Origin of the sequence: Nocardiopsis alkaliphila YIM 80379 (assembly GCF_000341005.1) — a bacterium.
In the GTDB taxonomy this organism is placed as follows: Bacteria; Actinomycetota; Actinomycetes; order Streptosporangiales; family Streptosporangiaceae; genus Nocardiopsis; species Nocardiopsis alkaliphila.
Map to the genome: position 1 here is coordinate 22,753 of NZ_ANBD01000089.1, position 20,077 is coordinate 42,829.

Annotated in this window: 21 protein-coding genes and 1 pseudogene; 14 read left to right on the plus strand and 8 right to left on the minus strand. The window is 67.3% G+C overall.

Translation table 11 applies throughout. From position 1 onward, the window contains the following. Positions 1-223: 223 nt before the first annotated feature. The 7 genes from D472_RS0113375 to D472_RS0113405 all read left to right on the plus strand — a co-directional run bounded on the left by D472_RS0113375 (position 224) and on the right by D472_RS0113405 (position 4,839). Positions 224-1,084, plus strand: a complete 861-nt coding sequence (locus D472_RS0113375) for a helix-turn-helix domain-containing protein (RefSeq protein WP_017604993.1) — start codon at positions 224-226, stop codon at positions 1,082-1,084. Then, positions 1,084-1,269 (plus strand): DUF397 domain-containing protein, encoded by a 186-nt coding sequence (locus tag D472_RS0113380; RefSeq protein WP_017604994.1) that lies wholly within the window; start codon positions 1,084-1,086, stop codon positions 1,267-1,269. The genes D472_RS0113375 and D472_RS0113380 overlap by 1 nt, the downstream gene beginning before the upstream one ends. A gap of 151 nt (positions 1,270-1,420) precedes the next feature. Next, positions 1,421-1,627, plus strand: coding sequence for a hypothetical protein (locus D472_RS0113385; protein ID WP_017604995.1), 207 nt, complete (start codon positions 1,421-1,423; stop codon positions 1,625-1,627). Then, the gene (locus tag D472_RS0113390) at positions 1,624-2,178 is read left to right on the plus strand and encodes a DUF6879 family protein (protein WP_017604996.1); all 555 of its coding nucleotides are present in this window, start codon (positions 1,624-1,626) and stop codon (positions 2,176-2,178) included. The genes D472_RS0113385 and D472_RS0113390 overlap by 4 nt, the downstream gene beginning before the upstream one ends. Next, complete coding sequence (locus D472_RS0113395; protein WP_017604997.1) at positions 2,179-3,021, plus strand: helix-turn-helix domain-containing protein; 843 nt, start codon at positions 2,179-2,181, stop codon at positions 3,019-3,021. Positions 3,022-3,272: 251 nt separating this feature from the next. Further along, complete coding sequence (locus D472_RS25515) at positions 3,273-4,436, plus strand: methyltransferase domain-containing protein (protein WP_017604998.1); 1,164 nt, start codon at positions 3,273-3,275, stop codon at positions 4,434-4,436. 103 nt (positions 4,437-4,539) lie between these two features. Then, positions 4,540-4,839 carry an NIPSNAP family protein gene (locus D472_RS0113405; RefSeq protein WP_017604999.1) on the plus strand — a complete coding sequence of 100 codons (300 nt, stop codon included), beginning with the start codon at positions 4,540-4,542 and terminating at the stop codon, positions 4,837-4,839. A gap of 469 nt (positions 4,840-5,308) precedes the next feature. On the opposite strand, the gene D472_RS0113410 is transcribed toward D472_RS0113405, so the two are convergent. Both D472_RS0113410 and D472_RS0113415 read right to left on the minus strand, forming a co-directional pair. Next, on the minus strand, positions 5,309-5,800 hold the full coding sequence (locus tag D472_RS0113410; protein WP_017605000.1) for an HIT family protein: 492 nt from the start codon (positions 5,798-5,800) through the stop codon (positions 5,309-5,311). Further along, positions 5,797-6,900, minus strand: a complete 1,104-nt coding sequence (locus D472_RS0113415; protein WP_033303785.1) for a HesA/MoeB/ThiF family protein — start codon at positions 6,898-6,900, stop codon at positions 5,797-5,799. Before D472_RS0113415 ends, D472_RS0113410 begins: the two co-directional genes overlap by 4 nt. Before the next feature lie 187 nt (positions 6,901-7,087). Here D472_RS0113415 and D472_RS0113420 point away from each other — a divergent pair, with 187 nt between their 5' ends. Genes D472_RS0113420 through D472_RS0113430 form a run of 3 tightly spaced genes read left to right on the plus strand, consistent with a single transcriptional unit; the run spans position 7,088 to position 8,677 of the window. Then, a complete protein-coding gene (locus D472_RS0113420) occupies positions 7,088-7,288 on the plus strand; it encodes a hypothetical protein (RefSeq protein ID WP_017605002.1) in 201 nt (66 codons plus the stop codon). A gap of 1 nt (position 7,289) precedes the next feature. Beyond that, on the plus strand, positions 7,290-7,817 hold the full coding sequence (locus D472_RS0113425; protein ID WP_017605003.1) for a DUF6879 family protein: 528 nt from the start codon (positions 7,290-7,292) through the stop codon (positions 7,815-7,817). After that, positions 7,814-8,677: a helix-turn-helix domain-containing protein gene (locus tag D472_RS0113430; protein ID WP_017605004.1), complete on the plus strand. Its 864-nt coding sequence runs from the start codon at positions 7,814-7,816 to the stop codon at positions 8,675-8,677. The genes D472_RS0113425 and D472_RS0113430 overlap by 4 nt, the downstream gene beginning before the upstream one ends. A 46-nt stretch (positions 8,678-8,723) precedes the next feature. On the opposite strand, the gene D472_RS0113435 is transcribed toward D472_RS0113430, so the two are convergent. From D472_RS0113435 to D472_RS29075, 3 genes and pseudogenes are all read right to left on the minus strand, one after another. Then, positions 8,724-9,758, minus strand: coding sequence for a type IV toxin-antitoxin system AbiEi family antitoxin domain-containing protein (locus D472_RS0113435; RefSeq protein WP_239642969.1), 1,035 nt, complete (start codon positions 9,756-9,758; stop codon positions 8,724-8,726). A 114-nt stretch (positions 9,759-9,872) separates the two neighbouring features. Beyond that, a complete protein-coding gene (gene pglW / locus D472_RS26755; protein ID WP_239642970.1) occupies positions 9,873-13,061 on the minus strand; it encodes a BREX system serine/threonine kinase PglW in 3,189 nt (1,062 codons plus the stop codon). A 94-nt stretch (positions 13,062-13,155) separates the two neighbouring features. Beyond that, a pseudogene (locus D472_RS29075) lies at positions 13,156-14,148 on the minus strand (NERD domain-containing protein); the annotation flags it as partial. A 438-nt stretch (positions 14,149-14,586) separates the two neighbouring features. Between D472_RS29075 and D472_RS0113445 the strand changes: the two are divergent. Continuing rightward, entirely contained in the window at positions 14,587-15,627 is a 1,041-nt protein-coding gene (locus D472_RS0113445; protein ID WP_152447952.1) for a hypothetical protein, read from the plus strand. On the opposite strand, the gene D472_RS27630 is transcribed toward D472_RS0113445, so the two are convergent. Both D472_RS27630 and D472_RS0113455 read right to left on the minus strand, forming a co-directional pair. Next, positions 15,581-16,156 carry a hypothetical protein gene (locus D472_RS27630; RefSeq protein WP_239642972.1) on the minus strand — a complete coding sequence of 192 codons (576 nt, stop codon included), beginning with the start codon at positions 16,154-16,156 and terminating at the stop codon, positions 15,581-15,583. The two genes, D472_RS0113445 and D472_RS27630, sit on opposite strands and share 47 nt — an antisense overlap. A 153-nt stretch (positions 16,157-16,309) precedes the next feature. Then, positions 16,310-16,567 carry a hypothetical protein gene (locus tag D472_RS0113455; RefSeq protein WP_017605008.1) on the minus strand — a complete coding sequence of 86 codons (258 nt, stop codon included), beginning with the start codon at positions 16,565-16,567 and terminating at the stop codon, positions 16,310-16,312. 617 nt (positions 16,568-17,184) lie between these two features. Here D472_RS0113455 and D472_RS0113460 point away from each other — a divergent pair. Further along, complete coding sequence (locus D472_RS0113460; protein WP_017605010.1) at positions 17,185-17,547, plus strand: nucleotide pyrophosphohydrolase; 363 nt, start codon at positions 17,185-17,187, stop codon at positions 17,545-17,547. 155 nt (positions 17,548-17,702) lie between these two features. On the opposite strand, the gene D472_RS28660 is transcribed toward D472_RS0113460, so the two are convergent. After that, a complete protein-coding gene (locus tag D472_RS28660) occupies positions 17,703-17,954 on the minus strand; it encodes a hypothetical protein (protein WP_083903471.1) in 252 nt (83 codons plus the stop codon). Between the two features lie 232 nt (positions 17,955-18,186). Between D472_RS28660 and D472_RS0113470 the strand changes: the two genes are divergently transcribed. Beyond that, positions 18,187-19,335, plus strand: a complete 1,149-nt coding sequence (locus D472_RS0113470; RefSeq protein ID WP_051045999.1) for a hypothetical protein — start codon at positions 18,187-18,189, stop codon at positions 19,333-19,335. 191 nt (positions 19,336-19,526) lie between these two features. Then, positions 19,527-20,069, plus strand: coding sequence for a TetR/AcrR family transcriptional regulator (locus tag D472_RS0113475; protein WP_017605013.1), 543 nt, complete (start codon positions 19,527-19,529; stop codon positions 20,067-20,069). Positions 20,070-20,077: the final 8 nt, after the last annotated feature.

Genomic DNA, 20,077 nt, shown 5'->3' on the forward strand with positions numbered 1-20,077 from the left:
CGAACAGGCTCCTTTGCGCATGGGAGTGAAACAGGGGTTCGGTGTGCCCGCAGGTAGGGACCTTCGCGTTTCCCGCGCAGCGGGAAGGGGCACGGCGTAGCCTGACCAACAGGGACTCTGCGTGAGACGTCAGTCACTGACTACACACAACCATACCTCGACATTGTCGAGAATCAACCCCACGTCTTCGACAATGTCGACTCGAATGCTCTAGGCTGATCCCATGCACGAGCCTCAGAGCCCCACCCTCCGCTTTCGCCGCCTCGCCGCTCAACTCAAGCAAGGTCGTGAGAAGTCCAAGCTGACCGTCTCCCAGGCAGGCAAGGCACTCGGGTGGACTTCGTCCAAGATCAGCAAGATCGAGACTGGCCAGACTCGTCGGATCGTCGCGAGCGACCTCGACAAGATGATGGATCTGTACAAAATCGAGGACCCTGCCAAACGGCAAGCGCTACATGCCTTGGCAAAAGACGCCAAGAAGCGTGGTTGGTGGTCTTCGTACAGGGAGATCTTCGGAGACCAAGCGCTACCAGATTTCGAAGCCGAAGCCTCCGTCATCCGTAGCTTCGAAGGCCTCGTGATCCCTGGTTTGTTGCAGACCCCGGCCTACGCCGAAGCCCTCTTCCAGGGAGGGCGCTACACCGACGCCAAGGACATCACCCACCGAGTGGAAGCTCGCATGGCGCGACGAGAGATCCTGACACGCTTCAACCCAGTTCACCTAAGGATCGTCATGGATGAAGCGGCACTACGCCGCATGATCGGCAGCCCATCGATCATGGCTGAACAGCTGAAGCACTTGCTTCACATGGCGAAGATGCCCAACGTCGATGTCCAGGTACTTCCGTTCTCCGCAGGCTCCCACGCCGCGTTGGTGGCCCCGTTCAGCATCTTGGAGTTCCCAGAGCAGTTGGACCTGCCCATCGTCCATGTGGGCACCGTTACCGATTCAGTATTCTTCGAACAGCCCAAGGACGTTGAACGCTACAGCGCCACGTTCGGTGACATCCAGGGCACTGCCTTGAGCACCACACAGAGCGCTCGGTTCATCGCCGACGTACTCACCTCTCTAGAGAGCGACTGATGAACAACGAGCTGGTTTTCAAGAAGAGCAGCTACAGCGGCCAAGAGCCGAACTGCGTCGAGGTCGCCGACCTCCCCCTTGGCGCGGCCATCCGGGACTCCAAGCACCCCGACCGCGGCCACCTGCCCTTCCCCGCCGCCGAGTGGGACGCCTTCCTCGCCTCCGCCCGCGCCTTCCAGGCGTAGAACCTCGTCCCACGTCCGGCCACTCGCTGGACGTGGGGCTCTGGCCGATCCTGGACACGAACAGCAGTTGCCAGAGCGCCCACGGTGGTCAAGCATGGTGCTGTCACGCGCACCCGCGACCAGCTACGCGCCAACCCGAGAGGCTTGTGCCATGCGCTTGGAATTCCTGGGTACCGATAGCCGGGATGGCGAATGCCCCACCTTGTACCGAACCGACCGGGGAACGATCGTCGTGCAGGGATACAAGGTCACCGACCCCGAAGCGCTTGCCGACCTGCGCGACCTGGCCGACGACGAAGCCGTGGTGGAGATCCCCGAGAAGCTCCTCCGCTTCGCGAGCAAGGAGAGGCCCTCGTGACCAGGCTCCTCACCAAGGAGGAGTTCAGCCGGCAATTCCTCGACTTCGAACACACCACCTGGAAGCTGGAGATCCGCGACCGGTACAACATCTCGGGTGAACAGGAGGAGTTCGAGTACTGGTTGCGCACCGGAGACACCTCCCTCGAAGAAAAGTACGCGAGTACCTCCGCATGGCACCGCAACGTTCGCGAGGCCCGCGAGGCAGGGAAGCTGTGGCAGCGGGTCCGCGTGGTCAGCGAGCCGTTGAGCGACTACATCCGTTGGGAGCACGCCGCCACCCGGTTCAACGAAGAAGCCGGTGAGGACATCCGGTGGCTCCCCCGCCACCACCCGGCGGTCGGGGAACTGCCGCAGCACGACTTCTGGCTCTTCGACAGCCGGTGGGTTTGCGTCCTGCACTTCGATGACGACGACGTCCCCTACCGATACGAGGTCATCGACGACCCGGCGGCGGTCGCCCGGCACTGTCAGTGGCGTGACATCGCCTGGCACTACGCCATCCCCCACCGCGAATACGACCCCGACGCACCGAATCGGTTCAGCACGTAGGTGTCTTACTCCCTGGAACGCGCCCGTCAGGAGATCGGACGCCACCTCCGAGAGCTGCGAACCGGATCGGGTCTGACCGGTTCGCAGCTCGCCGCGCTGCTCGGCTGGAGCCAGCCCAAGGTCTCCCGGCTGGAAACCGGCCGCCAGTCCCCGAGCAGTGCCGATATCCGGGCATGGGCCAAGGCGTGTGGTGAGGAAGAGACCGCCGAGGAGATCGTCGGACGGCTCGGCATCCTGGAATCGATGTACGTCGAATGGCGGGTTCAGGAACGATCGGGCATGCAGGGGCCTCAGGCCGAAGCGCACACCAGGGACACGGCGACACGGAGTCGCCGTGTCTACGAGTGCACCGTCGTGCCGGGGCTCCTGCAAACGGAACACTACATTCGCTCCGTCATCACGAAATACGCGCATTTTCGTGGGGTTTCCACCGGCACGGAAGAAGCGGTGACAAAGCGTCTCCAACGCCAGGAAATCCTCTACGACAGGCGCAAGAAATTCCGCTTCCTCATCTTGGAGTCGGTCCTGCGCACCCGCTACACCGACCAGGAATCGATGGTGGAACAACTCGACCGGATCGCGATGGTCTCCACACTGGCCAACGTGTCGCTGGGCATCATCCCCTTCGACCAGTGCGTGGTGTTCGAGCCCGGACACGGTTTCTGCGTTCACGACGACAGGCTCGTCACCGTCGAGACCCTGTCGGCGGAACTGCGCCTGACCCACCCCACCGAGGTGGCACAATACGCCCGGGCCTTCGACCTGTGCTCCCGGGCCACCAGGTTCGGCCGCCAAGCCCGCGCTCTGCTGCTGCGCGCCATCGACTCCCTCCCACCGGACTAACCGAATTATTCACAGATATTCATCTGGGTCGACCATGTCCTGAGCGAAAGCGCATCGACGCACATAAAGCTTTCCACCGAGGTGAGCCCTCCCTAATCTCTTGCGGAGAACAGCGGAAAGGGGAGTGAAGACATGGCCGTATGCTCAGGATGTGACGGCGGAAAATACGTCTTCGTGGGCGGAGACGGATCGGGGCCGTGGTCGGACAAGGAGATGGTCCCCTGCCCCGACTGCAACGGGACGGGAGAAGCGTGAACCACGGGATCGAGACGCTGGAGGCACGGCGGACCAGGCTCGCCGCCGGACTGAAGACCGAGGAGCACATTCGTGCGGTGTTCGCGAAAGTCCCACGCCACCTGTTCCTCCCTGACCAGGTCTGGCCCAAGGTCGTCGGAGAACCCCTGGACCGGCGCACCGACCCGGAAGGCTGGGCCGACCACGCCTATGACGACACTCCCGTCATCACCCAGGTCAACGAGGGATCGAACAGATCCGTGAACGTTCCGACCTCCTCCTCGTCCGCTCCCTCGGTCATGGCGGCGATGTTGGAGGCCGCCGAGGTGAAGACAGGCCACCGCGTCCTAGAGATCGGTACCGGGACCGGTTTCAACGCGGCCCTGTTGTGCGAACTCGTCGGCGCACAGGGGCACGTCGTCACCGTGGAGGTGGACCCCGCCGTCATCGCGTGGGCCCGCCGCGCTCTGGAGGCCAACGGCTACGCACCGACCGTCCTACGTGCCGACGGCCACACCGGGCACCCGGCCGCGGCCCCCTACGATTCGGTCATCGCCACATGCGCTGTGGTGCGGGTGCCCCGAGCATGGATCGAACAGACTCGGGCGGGCGGGGTCATCGTGCTTCCGTGGTCCCCCGGCGTCACCCTCCCCGGCGGGATGATGGCGAGGCTGGTCGTCGATCCGCGCGCCGGCCGGGCACAGGGGAGGTTCATCGGGGAGGCCGATTTCATGAGCCTGCGCCGGCAGCGGGCCCGACGCGGTGCACCGCCCTCCCCTGACGCCGCCGCCGACCGGACATGGCGGATCCCGGGTGACGCCCGAGACCTGCTCCTGGGCGGTGCCGGTCCACAATTGGCGCTGATGAACCCCGGTACCGCGATGGGTTTTCAGACGCAGCCCGCCCAGGAGTCCGGCTGTGTGTGGCTCGCGGCCACGGATTCACCTTCATGGGTACGCCTGCACTCGGACGGGCGAGTGCAGCAGGGCGGCCCCGACCACCTCGGTGAGCGGGTTCTGGCCTCCCACGAGTTCTGGCAGACCCAGGGGAGCCCGGCCCTGACCGAGTACGGGCTCACCGTCGACGCCTCGGGCGAGCATCGGGTGTGGCTGCGAGACCCCTCCGGCCCGAACTGGGTCCAGGTACCGGGCACAGGTGGCGGCCTCCCTGAACCCGCATGAGCGGAACCACGTCCCGTCGCACATGACGGGCGGCTCCGGCCGTCCGTGGCCGAGACATCACGAACGGCCGGTTACTCATCAGCTACCCCCGAAGGGCAACACCGTGGCCGGCACCACCCAAATACGCACCTACACCGTCAAAGAGGGCCTGCTCGACGCATGGGTACGGCGATGGAAGGAGGAGATCGTCCCACTGCGCCTGGAGTTCGGTTTCTCCCTCGGCGGCGCTTGGATCGACCGGGAACGCCACCACTTCATCTGGGAGATCTCCTACGACGGCCCCCAGAGTTTCGCCGAACGCAACCGCCGGTACTGGGACTCCCCCGAACGCCAGGCGATGGACCTGGACCCCAAGGACTACCTGGTCTCCACCGACGTCCGCGAGGTCACCCGGGTCCACTGACCCGGCCTTTCCTCCTCGCCGACCGCGAGCATGTGCGCCCGACGTCTCGAGGGGTCGCGTATTCCCGATTCCAAGGGGCGCGCGTGCCCCTGGTGAGACCACGGTGACGGGCAGTCGGGGCGAAGCCGCTGTCCCCTTCCGGCCACCCGCGAATCCCTTACGGTGCAGGCTTTGCGTGCGCACCCGCCAACGATCCCCGCCGAAGGGGTCCGCCCCCCTTCAACGTTCCCCCCTTCGCGAGCAACTTCGAGCAAGGGCATTGGTCGGTCACCGGGCGCGGGCTTTGATGGATGTGGGGCGATCACCCGGCACCTCGGACCGCCCTGTTCCACACGATCCCCACCCCTGCTGTGAGGAGGCGGCCATGAACGACGACGGCAGCAACTGACATCCACCAACACCTTCGGGGCGGGGCGGACCAGGTCCGCCCCGCCCCTTCAGCGTGGTCGCTCCCCCGACGTGCGTCGCGTCAGGTCGCTGCTTCGGCCCGCACCCGCTCGGCGACGCGCGCGAGCCAGGCGTCGTCCGCGCGGATGTGGTCGTGGGAGGACAGGTAACCCTGGTAGCGGTCGAAATAGCCGGTGATGGGCGAGGACACCTCACGCCAGTTCTCGCCCTGGTTACCCGCCGTGTGGTGCATGGGAAAGAGCTTGGCATGGGCGTGGTCGACCCCGTAGCCCTCGTACATGATCCCGGTGCGGGCCACGTCCTCGAACGCCCGATCCAGCAGACGGGCCACCTGTCGGGCGGCCAGGTGCAGCGCGGTGTACTCCTCGGGTTCCATCTCCACGACGTAGCTGGGTCGGTGGGCTTTGGGGATCACGACCGAGAAGCCTTCGGTGTTGGGGAAGATCGACAGGAACGCCAGGTGGTCGGCGTCCTCCCAGATCCGATGGGCGGGCGCGTCACCGGCTGCGATCCGGCAGAAGATGCACTCGGGGGCGTGGGACTCGCTACTCACAGGGCTCCTCGGTGTCGTGGCGTCGCGGGACGGACGTCGGCGCAGGTGGAACAGTACGGGTCACGGTCGGCGGGCTGTGCCTGGACCGACATGTCGTGCGACCACACGCCCATACGCCGGTTCAAGGACGCCGGCACTCCGAACCCTCCCAGATGGCGCAGGACGTCCAGGGCGGCCAGGGAGGAGGCGAGCATGTTGACCGGGCCGTTGGACGGCGCCTGGTAGCGGGCGTTGATCCGTCCGATGAGCACCGCCAGCTCGGGTTCGTCGGCGGGGGCGCTTGCCGTGAGCGGCCGGCAGTCCCAGCATCCGGTGATCCCGGGGAGCACCAACGGCCCCCACACCGCGATGTCGTTGACGTAGCAGGCGTTCAGCCACGCCCGGCCGGAGTCGACGCAGTGAGCATTCACCAGACCGGTCAGTCCCGGAGAGTCGGCGGAGACCAGCAGCAGGTCCGCTTCCGGAAGGGCTCTCAGGTCTTCGGTGTCGGTCGGCGCGCCGACGATGGGGCGGATACGGCATCCGGGGTTGCGGCGGCGCAGTTCCCGAGCCAGGACCTGACTCTTGGGCGAACCGACGTCGGCCTCGGTGAACAGGAACTGGCGGGTCAGGTTGCTCGGCTCCACATGATCGGCGTCCACCAGGGTCAACGCGCCGATCCCCGCGGTGGCCAGGGTGACCGCGACCAGGTTGCCGATCCCCCCGCAGCCCAGCAGGAGCACGTGGGCGGAGGCCAGCCGTCGCTGCACGCGCTCTGCATCCGCGCCGGACAACTCGTAGAACAGGGCGTGCCTGCTGTAGCGGTCCTGTGGGTCGTAGGCGGAGACGGAGAGCAAGCAGTTCCCTCGTTCTAGGGTCGACATCGCCGCCTCTGCACGGGCGGCTTCCACCCGACAAGGACCGAGCAGGAAGTCCAAGGCCTCGGCCCGGGTTCGGGGCTCGCGGAAGTGATCGGCGAGGTGGATCAGCGGGCGCCACAGTCCTCGGTCCCGGATGCTCTGCCGAATGGAGCCGAAGCCGAGGAAGAGTGTGCCGTCCTGCACCCCGATACGGATATAGGGGGCGAGTACTCGCGGGGATTCGATGCCGGGAGGGTGCATCAGGGGACCGCCTTTCGGTCGGGCCGCGAAGGCCGGAACCAGGTCACCGCCGACCGTAGAACCGGAGCGGTGTCCCGCCCCGGGAAGTTGCTCGGAATTGCTCCCGTAGGCCCTGTCGAAGCCTGGAAACGTGCGGTGGCGGTCGGCGAGACTGGTCTTCTCGACCCCTGGAAGAGGAAGCCTGCCCATGAAGCTGCGCAAGTTAGGAACCACCTCGCAGGACGGCGGATGTCCGACGCTGTACGAGACCGACACCGGTGACATCGTGGTCCAGGGCGATCGGCTGACCGATCCCGAAGCGTTGGCCCAGTTGAATGACATCCTTGCGGGTGAAGAGTTCGTCGTCGTCCCCCGTGCCCTGCTGACGCGATTCGCCCCCAAGGAGTGAGATGCCCCCGATCCTCAGCGGAGAGGACTTCACCGACCTCTTCCACCGCTACCGCCACACGGCCTGGCGGCTCGAAACCCGCTCCCACTACGGAAAGCTCAACGAGGACCAACCCTTTCAGGACTGGTTGGCGGGCAAGGACCCCGGCCTGGAGTGGTTCAAGCCCTGGCTGCGCATGGTGCGCGAGGAGCTCGCCACCGGGAAACGGATGGAACGGGTACGCCTCATCGACGATCCGCCCTCGGACTATCTGCGTTGGGAGCTGTGGGGGACTCCCTACAACCTCGGCGTGGGCGAGGACATCCGCTACCTGCCTCGCGACCACCCGATCGTCGCCGAACTCCCCGACCACGACTTCTGGGTCTTCGACAGCCGTACGGTGGCCCGCCTGGAGTTCGACGGGGACCGGTTCCTGGGGGCGACCCTCAGCGAAGACCCCGGGTATGTGTTGACCGCTCTCCAAGCACGCGACGCGGCGTGGCATCATGCTCTGACGTTCACGGAGTACATGGCGACAAGGGCACGATGACCGACTACCAGACAGCTCGGGTCTCGCTCGGTGTCCGCTTGCGCGAACTTCGGAGCGAGGCCGGGCTGTCCGGCAGGGAACTCGCGGCACGCTTGGACTGGCACCCCTCCAAGGTGTCGAAATTGGAGCACGGCAGGCAGACCGCGAGTGTGGAGGATCTGCGTTCGTGGGCACGGGTGTGCGGACGTCCACAGGCGGCAGAAGGGCTGCTGGCCCAGCTCCGCTCCTTGGAGACCCACTACGCGAGCTGGCGCCGGCAACTCGCCGGTGGACATGGACCACGTCAACGCTCGTACTCACCTCTGGACGCACGCACCCGATGTTTCCGGATCTTCGAGGCGGCGTGCGTTCCCGGGATCCTCCAGACTCAGGACTACGCGAAATTCATGTTCCGTCGGGGCGTGCGACGACACCACACGATCGATGACGTGGACGAGGCGGTACGTGCCCGAATGGAGCGGCAGGACATCCTCGATCTGCCCGACAAGACCTTCCGTTTCCTGCTCTGGGAGCCCGCTCTACGGATCCGGCTGGGTCCGGACACGGTCATGGTCGAACAGCTCTCCCGCCTCATCTCGGAGATCGCTCGGTCAAGGGTGGAGATCGGGGTGATCCCCCTGGCCGTGAGCATGGACGTGGTGCCCTCGCATGGGTTTTGGATCTTCGACGATGACCGGGTGTTGGTGGAGACGATCGGGGCCGAACTCTGCCTGACAGAGGAGGTGGCGGTAACGCCCTACGTGCGTGTGTTCGAGGAGCTGTCCCGCTCGGCGCTACGAGGTCTGTCCGCCATCCGCCTGGTGGAGTCGGTGCGCCGCGATCTGTGCCGGGGTGCCCAGACCTTGCCCGACAGGAAGTGAACACGCCGCTTCCCGGTCCTGCCCGCACCCCCACTCGGGGCCACCTTCACCCGGTCCCGGTGGCCCCGGGTGGGGGGAGCGTTGCCGCCCTTCCCCCACGTCCTCCCCCGGCCACCAGCGCCAGGATGTACCCCGGCCGCTTCAGGTCCGCCCAGGTGAACCGGACGATCCGCACGTCCGAGTACAGCATCTGCAGGGCGTTCTGCCGCTCCCGGTCCCGGGCCAGGGCGCGCGGGGTGCTGTGCGGCCCGAGCCCGTCCGCCTCCCCGATGAGCCGGGGCCCCTCCCACCACAAGTCCACCACCGCCACGGTCCTGCCCTCCCGGTCGGTGAAGCGGCGCTGGAGTTCGTCCGGGGGCATCCCGCCGTCCTGGCAGATCAAGCGGATCCGCGTCTCCAACGGACTCTGTGCCCGCCCATCGGCCAACCTCCACCACCGCCGCATGTCCACGCACCCCGCCCGCCCCCGCATCCGATCATTGAGTCCCGGAATGTCATCCTCCGTGATTAATCCTTGGTTGAGGGCCGAGTCCATCAGGCACACGGCGCTCTCGCGGTCCAGACCCGGGACGGTGTCGCGCAGGGTCCGCCCCGGGTCGGTGACCCTCAGCCCGCCGCCGAGCACGGCGACCTCCTCGGGGCGCACGTTCCAGCCGTGCAGGTCGACCCCGGCCAGCTTCCGTGGCCTCTTCAGGGCGGGGATGACCATGTGGATCCGACGGCCATCCCACCACTCCAGGCCCTGCATGCCCCACAGCCTCGCCGCGGTCGCCCCGGCCGCGCACGCTCGCGGCCCCAACGCGAGCTGGGCGGCCATGACCAGGCAGCGCAACCGTTCGGGGGTGTCGGCCCCGGGCATGAGGCGGCGCACCACATAGACCTGAAGGTGGGGGTGCAGCCACTCCCCGCGCCGGACCATCCGCCGAAGGTCGTACCTGCTCAGCCCGCACTCGCGCGCCTGCGGCCACGAGAGGACGCCGTACTGGCCCGCCGCGACCGCGACGGCCGCTTCCATGGGAGCCGGGCCGGGAGGGCTTGGCGGGCAGGAAGGCGGGAGGGCGGGACGTTGGGTGGGGCTCATTCCCCCACTATCCGCACGCCCCGCCCCTCACGCCATGGCCGGTTCGGCGCCTGTGGACAAGCCGCCCTTCGCCCCGTCTCCTCGGCCTCCCCCGTGTCTCGAACGGGCAGGGCCTCAGCCCACCAGGGACGCCTCCGGGGCGGTGAAGCCCCGGGGCAGCAACACCTGTTCGGCGTCGGCGATGATGCCCGCCGGGCGCCCGTCCAGGGTGGCCGGACCCTGGGGACCGCGCATGGGGCACAGCAGCCACAGCCCGTACGGGACGCGGTCGGCCTCCCTCGCCTCCTGGACGAGGCGGCCGAGCAGGGCGCGGCCCGGCTCGTAACGGGCCAGGGGGGTAGCCCGGTAGAGCACCACCACGCCCTGGCCGGTGGGCGAGTCCGCGCCGGCTGCGCGCACCCGCTCGCCCAGGCGCTGGAACGCCTCCTGGAGCAGGGCCTCGAAGGGGCGGGGACGGGGCCGGCTACTGTCGGCCTTGGCCAGGTGTTCCCAGGTCAGGCCCCGTCCCTTGGCCGCCATGACCTCGTCCACGACCCGGACGAACTCAGTGGAGACGTCGAAGGGCACGGTGCCCGGCATGCGGGTGAGCATCCGGGCCGAGCGCTCGGTGTCGGGCAGCCACGTCTTGAGTGCCCGGTATCCACCCCTTTGCACCGCCTGTTCCAGGCGTCGCCAGACCTGGAGGGAGGCGGCGTCCACCTGCTCGGACTCGGGGTGGTGTCCGGTGTGGGTAGAGGGCTGGTAGGTGGTGAGCTCCGGTTCCAGGTACCAGCAGACGGTGTCTGCGACCCGCTCCTCGCGGAGCTTGGGGTGGCGCTTCTTGAGCAGGTCGTGCAGCTGCTTGCGGCTGGGCTGCGCCAGCGCGGGGAAGCGTGAGCGGATCCTGTCCTGGATCTGCTCCGGGGTGATGCCGGGCCTGCCCAGGTAACCGATGGCCTGGGTGATGCGCAGGGCCCGCTCCAGGTCCAGATCCAGCGGGTACAGCTCCAGGCGCGGCGTCGCCTCGGCCCGCGTCGAGGCGGCTGCGGCGATCTGCACCAGGGCGGTGTCGGAGAACGGTTCCATCCCCTCGGGCGCGGCCACACCGCGCAGTGCCTCGCGCACCGGACCGGGGCCGGGCAGGGCGTCGGAGTCGCCGAGGTCGACCAGTGCGTCGGCCCGTTCACCGAGCAGTTCGGCGTAGTCGAAGAGGTCTCCCTCGACCGGGACGAGGGGGTCGTTGTCGATGACCTGGGCGACGAGCACCCTGCGGGGGTAGCGGCGCGTGACGAACCACTGTTCGGTGCGCTGTTCCTCGTACTCCACGACCGCGCGCACCGCGGCCAGGGCGTACACCGAGCGTTCCTCCGACTCCAGGGTGGAGCCGCGCAACGCGAGGAGTTCGGAGGCGATCTGGCGGACCTCGCGCACACGGCTGTTGCGCGCCAGGATGTCCACCACGTCCGCGCGGACCGAGCCGAGCAGGGAGGCCTTCTTGCTCCAGTGGGTGAAGGCCTCCTGTAGGGCCTGTTCCACCCGATCCAGGGGCAGTTCCAGGCGCCGGGCCACCTCGCGGCGGGTGGGCCACCAGTCCAGGAGGCCCTTCCGGTCCTCGGGCAGGCCGAGGAGTTCGCGCACGACCCGGATCCACCAGCGGTTGGCGTCGGTGGTGTTGGGCAGGAACTGGCGGACCACCTGGTCGACGAGGGCGTTGCGCTTGGCCTCCTCGTCGGCCCCGCTGGGGAGTTGGGCCTTGGCGGGGACCGCGTACTCGGCCACGTCCAGGTGCTTGCGCCAGTAGGCGGTGGCGCTGCTCAGCTCGTTACGGATGCTCCGGGTGCTGCCCCGCATGTGCGTGATGTCGCGGACCGGTGTGCGCAGCAGTTCCCCCACCGTCTCGCAGCGCAGGATCCGCTGGGCGGTGTCCACGGCCAGCGGGGTGAGCCCGGCCAGGTGGAGGGGGGTGTCCACCGTGGCGCTCTCCTGGTTGCGACGGCGGGTCTGCTCGTCCTCCACCGGGCTCTCGGCCGCCGGCCTGACGTGGAACGAGGCCTCCCAGGAGGTGCGCATGTCCGCCAGGGTGGCGAAGCGCTCCTCCACGCGCCGGTGCAGGGCCCGGTGGAAGAACTCCACCAGGGCCTCGCGGCTCTGCTTGGGAAAGGCCTCCTCGGCCAGGCGGGGCACGACCACGTCCTCAGCGAGGAATCCGGGGTCCACGCCCTCTTCGTCCCAGAGCGGGAGTTCACCGGTGACCATCTCGTGCAGGGTGATGGCCAGCGCGTAGCGTTCGGCGAAGGCGTCGTAGGGGCGGTGCTCCCCCAGGAAGGGGTCCAGGTAGCCGCGGGTGCCCGCCGAGGTGTGGGTGAGCGGCGCCCTGGACAGGGAGAAGTCGAAGAGCATCAGGCTCCGGGCCTGCTTGGGGACCTCCCGCACACCCAGGTTGGCGGGTTTGATGTCCCGGTGCAGGACCTGCTTCTCCTCCAGGTACTCCAAGGCCTCGAACAGGTGCCGTCCGAAGGTGTTGAGTTCTCCGCTGGTGAGCGCCCCCTCCTCCCCGAGGAAGTCGGCGAGGGTCTTTTCTCCGGCCCGTTCCAGGACCAGGACGGTGCGGTCGCCGATCTCCTCGACGCCGGGGGTGGCACCCTCCTCGGAGGAGGTCAAGGAGACGATGCGCGGGTGCGCCCCTACCTCGCGCAGGGTCTGGGCCTCACCTCGCAGGGAGGCGGCCGCCGAGTCGGTGTTCAGCGCAACCTTGTAGACGACCTCCCGGCCGGTGTGGCTGTTGCGCATCAGCAGCGCCCGGGAGGTGGCCCCCTTGCCCAGGACCTTGCCGACCTTCCACCCCGAGGTGATCTCGTCCCCGGCACGGGCTTGGAGCGGGTCGGTGGTGACGTCGGGCAGGGTCAGGCGCTCCTCGACCTCATCGAGTTTGCGCAGGAACTCCCGCACTGTCGCCAACCGGTCCCCCGGGGAACGCTGGGTGGCCTCGCGCACCAGAGTGTCCAACTGCGGCACGATGTCGTCGCTGACCGCGGCGGGGGTGAGGCAGTCGTGTTCCTGGATGACCTGGCCCAGCTCGGCGCGGTCCTTGGCCGGCGGGCGTCCGGTGAAGACGAGGTAGGTGAGCGCGCCCAGCCCGAACAGGTCCTGGGCGGCGGCCCGACCGGTGTAGTCGGGGAACTCCGGGGCCAGGTAGGGCGCGGCGGCCTTCTCCACGTGGGCGGCCAGGGCGCGCCCGCCCAGGACGGCTTCCAGGTGTTCGGTGGCACCGCTGCCGGAGGAGGTGCGGTTGCCGCGCAGGCGCAGACTCTCCCGGGAGGCCACCTGCCAGTCGGCGATGTACAGGCGGGGGGGGTTTNATCTCCACCCACACGCTGCGGGCGGCCAGGGCCCGGTGGTAGAGCCGGTTGCGGTGGGCATGGTTGACCGCCTCCGCCAGCTGGCGAACCATCTCCATCCGGGTGTCGACGTCCAGGTCCTCGCCGTGTTCGGCCATGAAGTGGTCCAGGCGTTTCCAGGACTTGTGGTGGCGGAAGGCGATGGCCGGGCCGAGGTCGGTCCCGCCCTCGTCGATGAGCCCGAAGTACTCGGCCTTGACGATGCCCTCGTGGGAGATGCCCTCCAAGGACATGTACTCGCGTTTGGCGGCACGCTCCACCGAGCGGCGCTCGTCCTCGGTGGGCTTCTCGCCGTAGTGGTACAGGCGTACCCGGCTGATGCCTCCGAGCCGTCGGTGCTCGGCCTTGTAGTCGGTCCAGGTGGGGCCGCTGTCGAGGGAGCGTTTCTCCAGGGTGTACTCCCCCAGGGTCAACGCCCGGTCCATGGGCATGATGCCGATGGCCTCCATCAGGCGGCCGACGTGCCTGAGGAAGCCCGGGTCGATCCTGCTGTGCGGGGCGCCGAGCAGCCCGTCCCACACCCCGGGCAGGCCGGTCTGTTTCTCCAGTCCGTCGCGGCCGTAGACGTTGGCCTTCTGGACCTCGTCGAACCCGCACCGCAGGTCGGGGTCGGAGAGGAAGACGCCGGCCTCGATGAAGGGCACCCGGACTTCTTTGTGCAGTCCGAGTTTCTGCACGGCCCACTGCAAACGGTTCTTGAGCTCCTTGGCCTTGAGGTCGGTCAGGTGCAGAGGGCTGCTGATGGTCCTGCGTTGTCCGTGCCGGTCGGTGAAGGTCCAGTCCGATCCGCGGTTGGTGGCCTTCCCCGGGTGGCTCTTGATCTCCACCAGGTAGGCGCCGGTGGGGGTGACGGCGAACAGGTCGCACTCGCGGATGCGCTGGTTGCGGGCGGTGAAGGTGAACCCGGCCCAGGCGCGATAGTTGCCGGTCGTCGGGAACCGCTCCCGGATGTGTTCGAGGGCGGCCTGCTCCCAGGGGAATTCCGAGGGTTTGCCCCACCACCGGTTCGACATCCGATCCGCTCCCTGTCCAGTTCTGCACCACCTGATCGCCCGTCCAGCATAGGACTCCCCTCTGACGGGAAGGGCCGTCCTCTGGGATCCCTACGACTCGTTCCTTTCACCGCGAGGATAAGTAGAACGACTCTTGTAATCACCCGGCGCCGACGTCACGTCTGTCTCTTCGGCAACACGAAAGACTTACCGCGACTTTGAGAACACGCATCATTTCCCTCCGTGACCACAACCGGTCATTCCCGTGCACGCGGCCATGGGGAGGGGAAGGTCCCACAACGCCCACAGGAGCAGACCCCATGAGGTGAAGCAGTGCTCACGCCCCCAGGTCATCCACTGTTCTCAGCATCGCGCAAAGTCACCGGAAGTCCCCTGGACTCCGTACGTGACCTGATCCTGTTGCATGTCAAGAACCCCAGGTCCGCCCCTGTGGAACGTGTGTCATCCTCAGCCCAGGGGATCGTCTTCTCCGGCCGGCAAGCCAGGGAGCACCTGTCGAAGCACATCCGAGAGCACGGGATGGGGTACCCCTTGGTCTTGGACCCGTCCGCGTACGAAAAAGAGGTGGCGACACCCGACTCCCCCTTCGCGCTGGAACCGCCTAGCCTTTACGGGGAAGACCAGTTCGCCGCGACTCTGAGCCTGCTGGAAGGCACCAGGGCCACTCTCAGCCTCACCCCCACCAAGTACCTGTACTCCTCCCGCGAAGGAGTCATGGCCCTGCGTCGTGCGGTGGAGATGGTCAACGCGGTCGAGACCACGAACCTGATCCTCTCGGTCCCCATTGACACGGCATGGTTGACCGAACTCTGCGACGAACTCATCACCCTCCTCAACGGAGCTGACATCCCCACGGCACTGATCCTGGGTTCCAAAGGCAACCCCGTTGACAGCGAGCGACAGGCTGCCTCGCTGCGCAGAATCATCCAGGAAATCGAGGACATCGCCCTTCTACGCACCGATATGACGGCGATCGACGCCATGGTGCACGGTGCCGTCTTCTCTTCCATCGGTGACACCAGCTCGACCAGACGCACCTACCCTCCGCCCAGTCGCTCCTACGCACCCAGCCCCTCCGACAGAAGCCCCAACGTTCTCGTGCCCGGTCTCCTGGCCTACTACCGGGGGTCGAAGCTGGCGTATCACCTGCGGGCAGACACCGCTCTCTGTAGCTGTTGGGCCTGTGTCGACTGGGCGGACATGGGAGGAGGAAAACCGGGTACTCCTGGCAGACCGATCTCTGGTTTCCAGGACAAGGAAGACCAGCGCGACGCGCACGCCCACAACCTGGAGGTCTGGTCCGGTACCTGGCGGGAGCTACGTAGGGAGGAGAACCCCTTCCTCATGCGTCGGGCATGGAGCCGGCTCTGTTCCGAAGCGATCGATCACCACGAGCGCTACAACAGGGCGATCAGCCTCAAGCGTGATGTCTTCATACCTCGACCGGCACTACGGTTTTGGGCGAACCACGCTCGCTGAGCGCCCCCTGAGATGCGGAGAACACCTGTTCGGCAAGCCTCCAGTGCAGCGAGGCCGCAGACTCGGGGACCGTCCTTTGCGGGTGAACCAGTATCCGCATCTCACCTTCCCGATACGTGGCCAGCCCCACCCCTCGATAATCGGCCTCCCACACGGCACGCTCACCGTCATCCACGGGTCCGAAGCACACCGCCATCCGTGGAGCGGCAAGGCCCAGCACACAGGCGCGGTCAAGGGCGTCGAGCCACTCCGTCCCCTGTGTGACAAGCAGGTCGAGGCGGACCGGGAGATCCGCAAGCCGGAAAAGCCGGCCGTTCCTTCGTTTGCGGGTCCAAGTGGGAATGGCCGGGAGAATTCGCTGTTCCCGATCGGTCAGGCCTTCCACCGGGACCCACTCTCCCAGGGGGAGAGCCTGGAGGACCTGGTAGGCGCCAAGGCGTGGCCCCAGAGTCCTCCCATCAGCGCGCAGCGCCCGCTGTGCCTCGACGGGACGATAGACCGCGGTGACCAGGTCTCCGCGCACGTCCATCTCCACGGTCCGGGCATCCGCGTCTCCGAGAAGACCCCGGAGGTGGTCTGATTGGAGTTCCATCTGACCGATGGTGGCAGAGGAACCGGTCCACGTGCCGGCTTCTCCACAGATTGAGTGGTCGCCGGACTCGTCCTGGAGCGTGTTCGGCTTCTACATCGCCTGACCCTTCTTCCCGATCACGGTGTTGCGCAGGGCTACCATGTCCGGACTCGCCCATGGTACGGCGGGCACGTGCTTCCACGACAGCCTCTTGATCTGGGCGTACAGGTGTTCGCTGTCGGCTTCGACCGTGAAGACGTAGTGGGCGCCCAGGTCTTGAATCGCGCGTGCGGTGTCGTGTGGGGGTGTGCATCTCATCAACGGTGACCACGGCCCGTCCACATCGACCACCCCCAGCAGGTCCGGCACAACGGGGTCTCGTTGCTCTTGGCGTCCCCACCGACCTGACCCAAGGGGTGGTGCCGCACAAAGCAGCAACCAGGTGTGATGCCCATCGATGCCGGTCCGGGCACCACGGAGGGTCTTGCCCTCCAACGAGATGACCCATAGACCGTCGACCACGGACAGGCTTGGTATCGGCCCAGGCGCTCAGAAGTTGGTCGAGCAGGTCGGTGAGCCTTTTTCATCCTGAAGGCGCAGCTCACAGCCGTGTACCGACCGCGTAGAACCACCCCTGACAGCAAGAAGCCCCTGGTGGCGGGTCAACGACCACGAAAACCTGCCGCACCAAGGGCTCTGCATGCTGTTCCACCGCTCCGCGCTGCCGTTGTCACGCCGCACCCTGGACCTGGCCGCCCGCACCATCCGCGCCCACCGCGCCCGGACCGGGTCCCGGTGGCGCCGCCTGGACCCCACGCAACAGGCCATGCTGGTGCTGTCCACCTGCACAAGGGCGAACCGTTCACCCACCTCGCGACCGGGTTCGGCGTCGGCCGTCACCGTGAAGGGTCGGATCCCATCGGTGGTTCCTCGCGGGGATGTCTCTCGGGGCCGGGGCGGCTTCAGGAAACTGATAGGGATCACGTATGGAGATCTCATCGCTGCAGGCCATGCTCGCCGCCTTCGCGGAGGAGCGGGACTGGAGACAGTTCCACACACCCAAGAACCTGGTCATGGCGCTGTCGGGCGAGGTCGGCGAGCTGGCGGCAGAGTTCCAGTGGCTGACCCCGGAGCAGGCCGCCCAGGTCATGGAGGATCCCGATCGGGCGGAGGCGGTGCGCCAGGAGTTGGCCGACGTGTTCTCCTACCTTCTGCGGCTGGCCGATGTGCTGGACGTGGACCTGGAGGAGGCTCTGAGGGACAAGGCCCGCCTCAACGAGGAACGCTATCCGGTGACGAAGGCGCGAGGGAATGCACTGAAGTACACAGCACACCAAGGTGGGGCTTGAGGGCGATCCGCGCGGAAACCGGTTCCGGTTCCCGGTCCGGCGAACACGCGCTGTTCCGCCGTTCCCCGGGACCACCCCCGCCCAGGGCCACTTTCACCTGCCTTCCGCGACCCCGGGTGGGGGGACCGTGACCGTCTTACGCGCAGGACGGTGGATCAGGTCGTCATCGCCTGGTTGGCGCGGAATGTAGTGGAACCCCACCTGGTCGGGAGCCTTGCGCACGATGCGCAACGTCGTGGCCACGAACCTCTCGTCCCCCCAGGCGCCCAGGCCCCCAGGCGGGTGTCCGGGGAGGTGTGCCGGGCCAATGCCTTGGCCGTGGCCTCCAGTGCCCGGCGTGCCTCCTCGTTGTCGGTGGCGCTGTCTTCGCGGGCCATGTGTTCCATGGGTTCCTGGTAGGCGGTCATCGTTCCCCCTCGAATCGACTCCCCTCCTTCCCCTCACCTGCGGCTTTGCCACCAAGCCTCGGCCGGGACGGTGTTTGCGAATCGAGCACCACACGAAACCTCGATCCCCTTTTCACGAAAAATGGCACCTCTTCCCCACAGTCTTGTGAACACCAACCACCTCGTGCGCGTCTCCCTTGCGTTTATTCACCCGCTTTCAGGGAAATACGCCCTCCAAAAAAGGAAACGTGGAATGGGGCATGACGCGCACTCTCACCGCACACGACCCGGAAGGGCACACCTCCTCGCGGCCGTGATGGCCGGGGTGGTGGGCATCTCCGGGGTGGCCTGCGCCGCCACCCCGGCCGTCCCGTCCGCCCCCGCCACCCCCACACGAACCACGTGGGACCGTCTGCGCGGCACGGAGCTGGAGGACGGTCTCCCCACTGCGGTCACGGCCACGGCCGCCGATGAGGTGTGGGTGTTCCACGGCTCCAGGTCCCAGGTCGGCTCGTCCTCGTGGCTCGTGCTCTGGGACGGCCGGGAATGGCGGCGGGAATCACTCCCGGACGCCCTGCGCTCGGCCCCCGTCCTCGCCGTCTCCGACGCCGACGGACGAGTCTGGGCCCTGGCCCACACCGTCAAGGAGGGCGCTTCGGCGATACACCACGACGGTGCGTCCTGGCGGATGTCCGAGATCGACCCCACCTGGGAGCCCACGGCGTTGGCCCCGGTGGGGGACGGCGGCGCCTGGATGCTGGGCCGCACCTCCTCCTTCGACACCTACGCGGCCCACTTCGACGGCCACGCGTGGAACCCCCGGCCGGCCCCGACCGTCACCTCGGGCCTGGATTCCTCCGAGGACGGGGAGGTCTTCGCCGTCGGTGACCGCAGCGGAGAACTGACCGTGGAACGCTGGGACGGTTCCGGCTGGGCCCCCGAGGAGATCCCCGAGGTGGACATCCCCGGGGGCGAACCCGGTGCGAGCTTCAACGACGTACTCGTGCGCGCGTCCGACGACGTGTGGGCCGTGGGCGACATCAGTTGGAAGGACCCCGACGAACATAACCACCAGCGCCCGGTTCTGGCCCACTACGACGGCACCGAGTGGACCATCGAGGTCGGTGACGAAGAGGGGTCCTATGAGGCGGTCGCCGATGACGGCAGAGGCGGCCTGTACCTGGTCGACGGTCACTGGAACACGGTGATGGAACACCGCACGGCCGACGAAGAACGCACACGCCAGGAACTCGTCGCCACCGACCACGACATCGTCTTTCGCGGCTTGGCCGGTGTCCCCGACGGCGCGGGCGCGATCTTGGCGACCGTGGCCATGGACAAGGGCGACCCCGACGAACCGACCAGCCACGGCCGTGTGTACGGCACTGGAAGCTGGTACTGAACACCCCCGCGACCCCGGGCCCCGATGACCTCCCGGCCGGAAGAACCCTTCGGCCGGTTTCCTCGCCTCGGTTCACGCTCTGGCGAACCGGCACGAGGTACGCCTCGACAAGAGCGCCGGCACCAGTACGAGGGCCACGCGGGAGAGGAGGCCCCGTTCGGCCGCGTCGGGCAAGCCCCTACCTGTGGCGGATGCTCAACAGCACCGCCCTGTGGGAGGTCGTGCTGAGCAGCATGCTCGTCAGCGTCGGCAGCGCCATCGCGTTCGCCGCCATGCCCGCCCTGGTGATGAAGCACTACCGGAGCAAGGCCGAACTGTTCAACGAGATGGGCCCCAACGAGATCCCGTTGGCGGAACTGGACCTGCCCCGTTCCCAGCTGGGGCGCGCGTTGGTGCAGAAGATCCTTACCCGGAGGGAACACGGAGTTCCCGACCCCTTGCTGGTCGCCCTCTCCCACTCGTGCGAGTCGCCCGACCCCCAACGCACCCGCGAAGAGATTCGGGAACGACTTCTGATCCATGTCAGCGACCTGATCGGGGACACCACCCCCGACCGTCGGCACGCCAGTGCCGTGGCCTGTCAGATGCTCGGCTTGGCCGAAGGAGTCCGAGGCCTGGGCCTGTTTCCCGCAGAGTCGATCTCCCGCGACGAACTCCTGGACCTGTACGGACCACTCGTCCAGCAGCAGATCGACGCCTGCCCACCCCCGGAGGAACCGCACCCCACGGACTGAGTGCCCTG

Coding starts and splice junctions, on each gene's coding strand:
- D472_RS0113415 (WP_033303785.1), bottom strand. CDS start 6,900: ATGCACCCTCCCGGCATCGAATCCCCGCGAGTACTCGCCCCCTATATC.
- D472_RS0113425 (WP_017605003.1), top strand. CDS start 7,290: ATGCCCCCGATCCTCAGCGGAGAGGACTTCACCGACCTCTTCCACCGC.
- D472_RS27630 (WP_239642972.1), bottom strand. CDS start 16,156: ATGGACGTGCGCGGAGACCTGGTCACCGCGGTCTATCGTCCCGTCGAG.
- D472_RS0113385 (WP_017604995.1), top strand. CDS start 1,421: ATGCGCTTGGAATTCCTGGGTACCGATAGCCGGGATGGCGAATGCCCC.
- D472_RS0113460 (WP_017605010.1), top strand. CDS start 17,185: ATGGAGATCTCATCGCTGCAGGCCATGCTCGCCGCCTTCGCGGAGGAG.
- D472_RS0113470 (WP_051045999.1), top strand. CDS start 18,187: ATGGGGCATGACGCGCACTCTCACCGCACACGACCCGGAAGGGCACAC.
- D472_RS0113420 (WP_017605002.1), top strand. CDS start 7,088: ATGAAGCTGCGCAAGTTAGGAACCACCTCGCAGGACGGCGGATGTCCG.
- D472_RS28660 (WP_083903471.1), bottom strand. CDS start 17,954: ATGACCGCCTACCAGGAACCCATGGAACACATGGCCCGCGAAGACAGC.
- D472_RS0113435 (WP_239642969.1), bottom strand. CDS start 9,758: ATGAGCCCCACCCAACGTCCCGCCCTCCCGCCTTCCTGCCCGCCAAGC.
- D472_RS0113375 (WP_017604993.1), top strand. CDS start 224: ATGCACGAGCCTCAGAGCCCCACCCTCCGCTTTCGCCGCCTCGCCGCT.
- D472_RS0113380 (WP_017604994.1), top strand. CDS start 1,084: ATGAACAACGAGCTGGTTTTCAAGAAGAGCAGCTACAGCGGCCAAGAG.
- D472_RS0113475 (WP_017605013.1), top strand. CDS start 19,527: ATGCTCAACAGCACCGCCCTGTGGGAGGTCGTGCTGAGCAGCATGCTC.
- D472_RS0113430 (WP_017605004.1), top strand. CDS start 7,814: ATGACCGACTACCAGACAGCTCGGGTCTCGCTCGGTGTCCGCTTGCGC.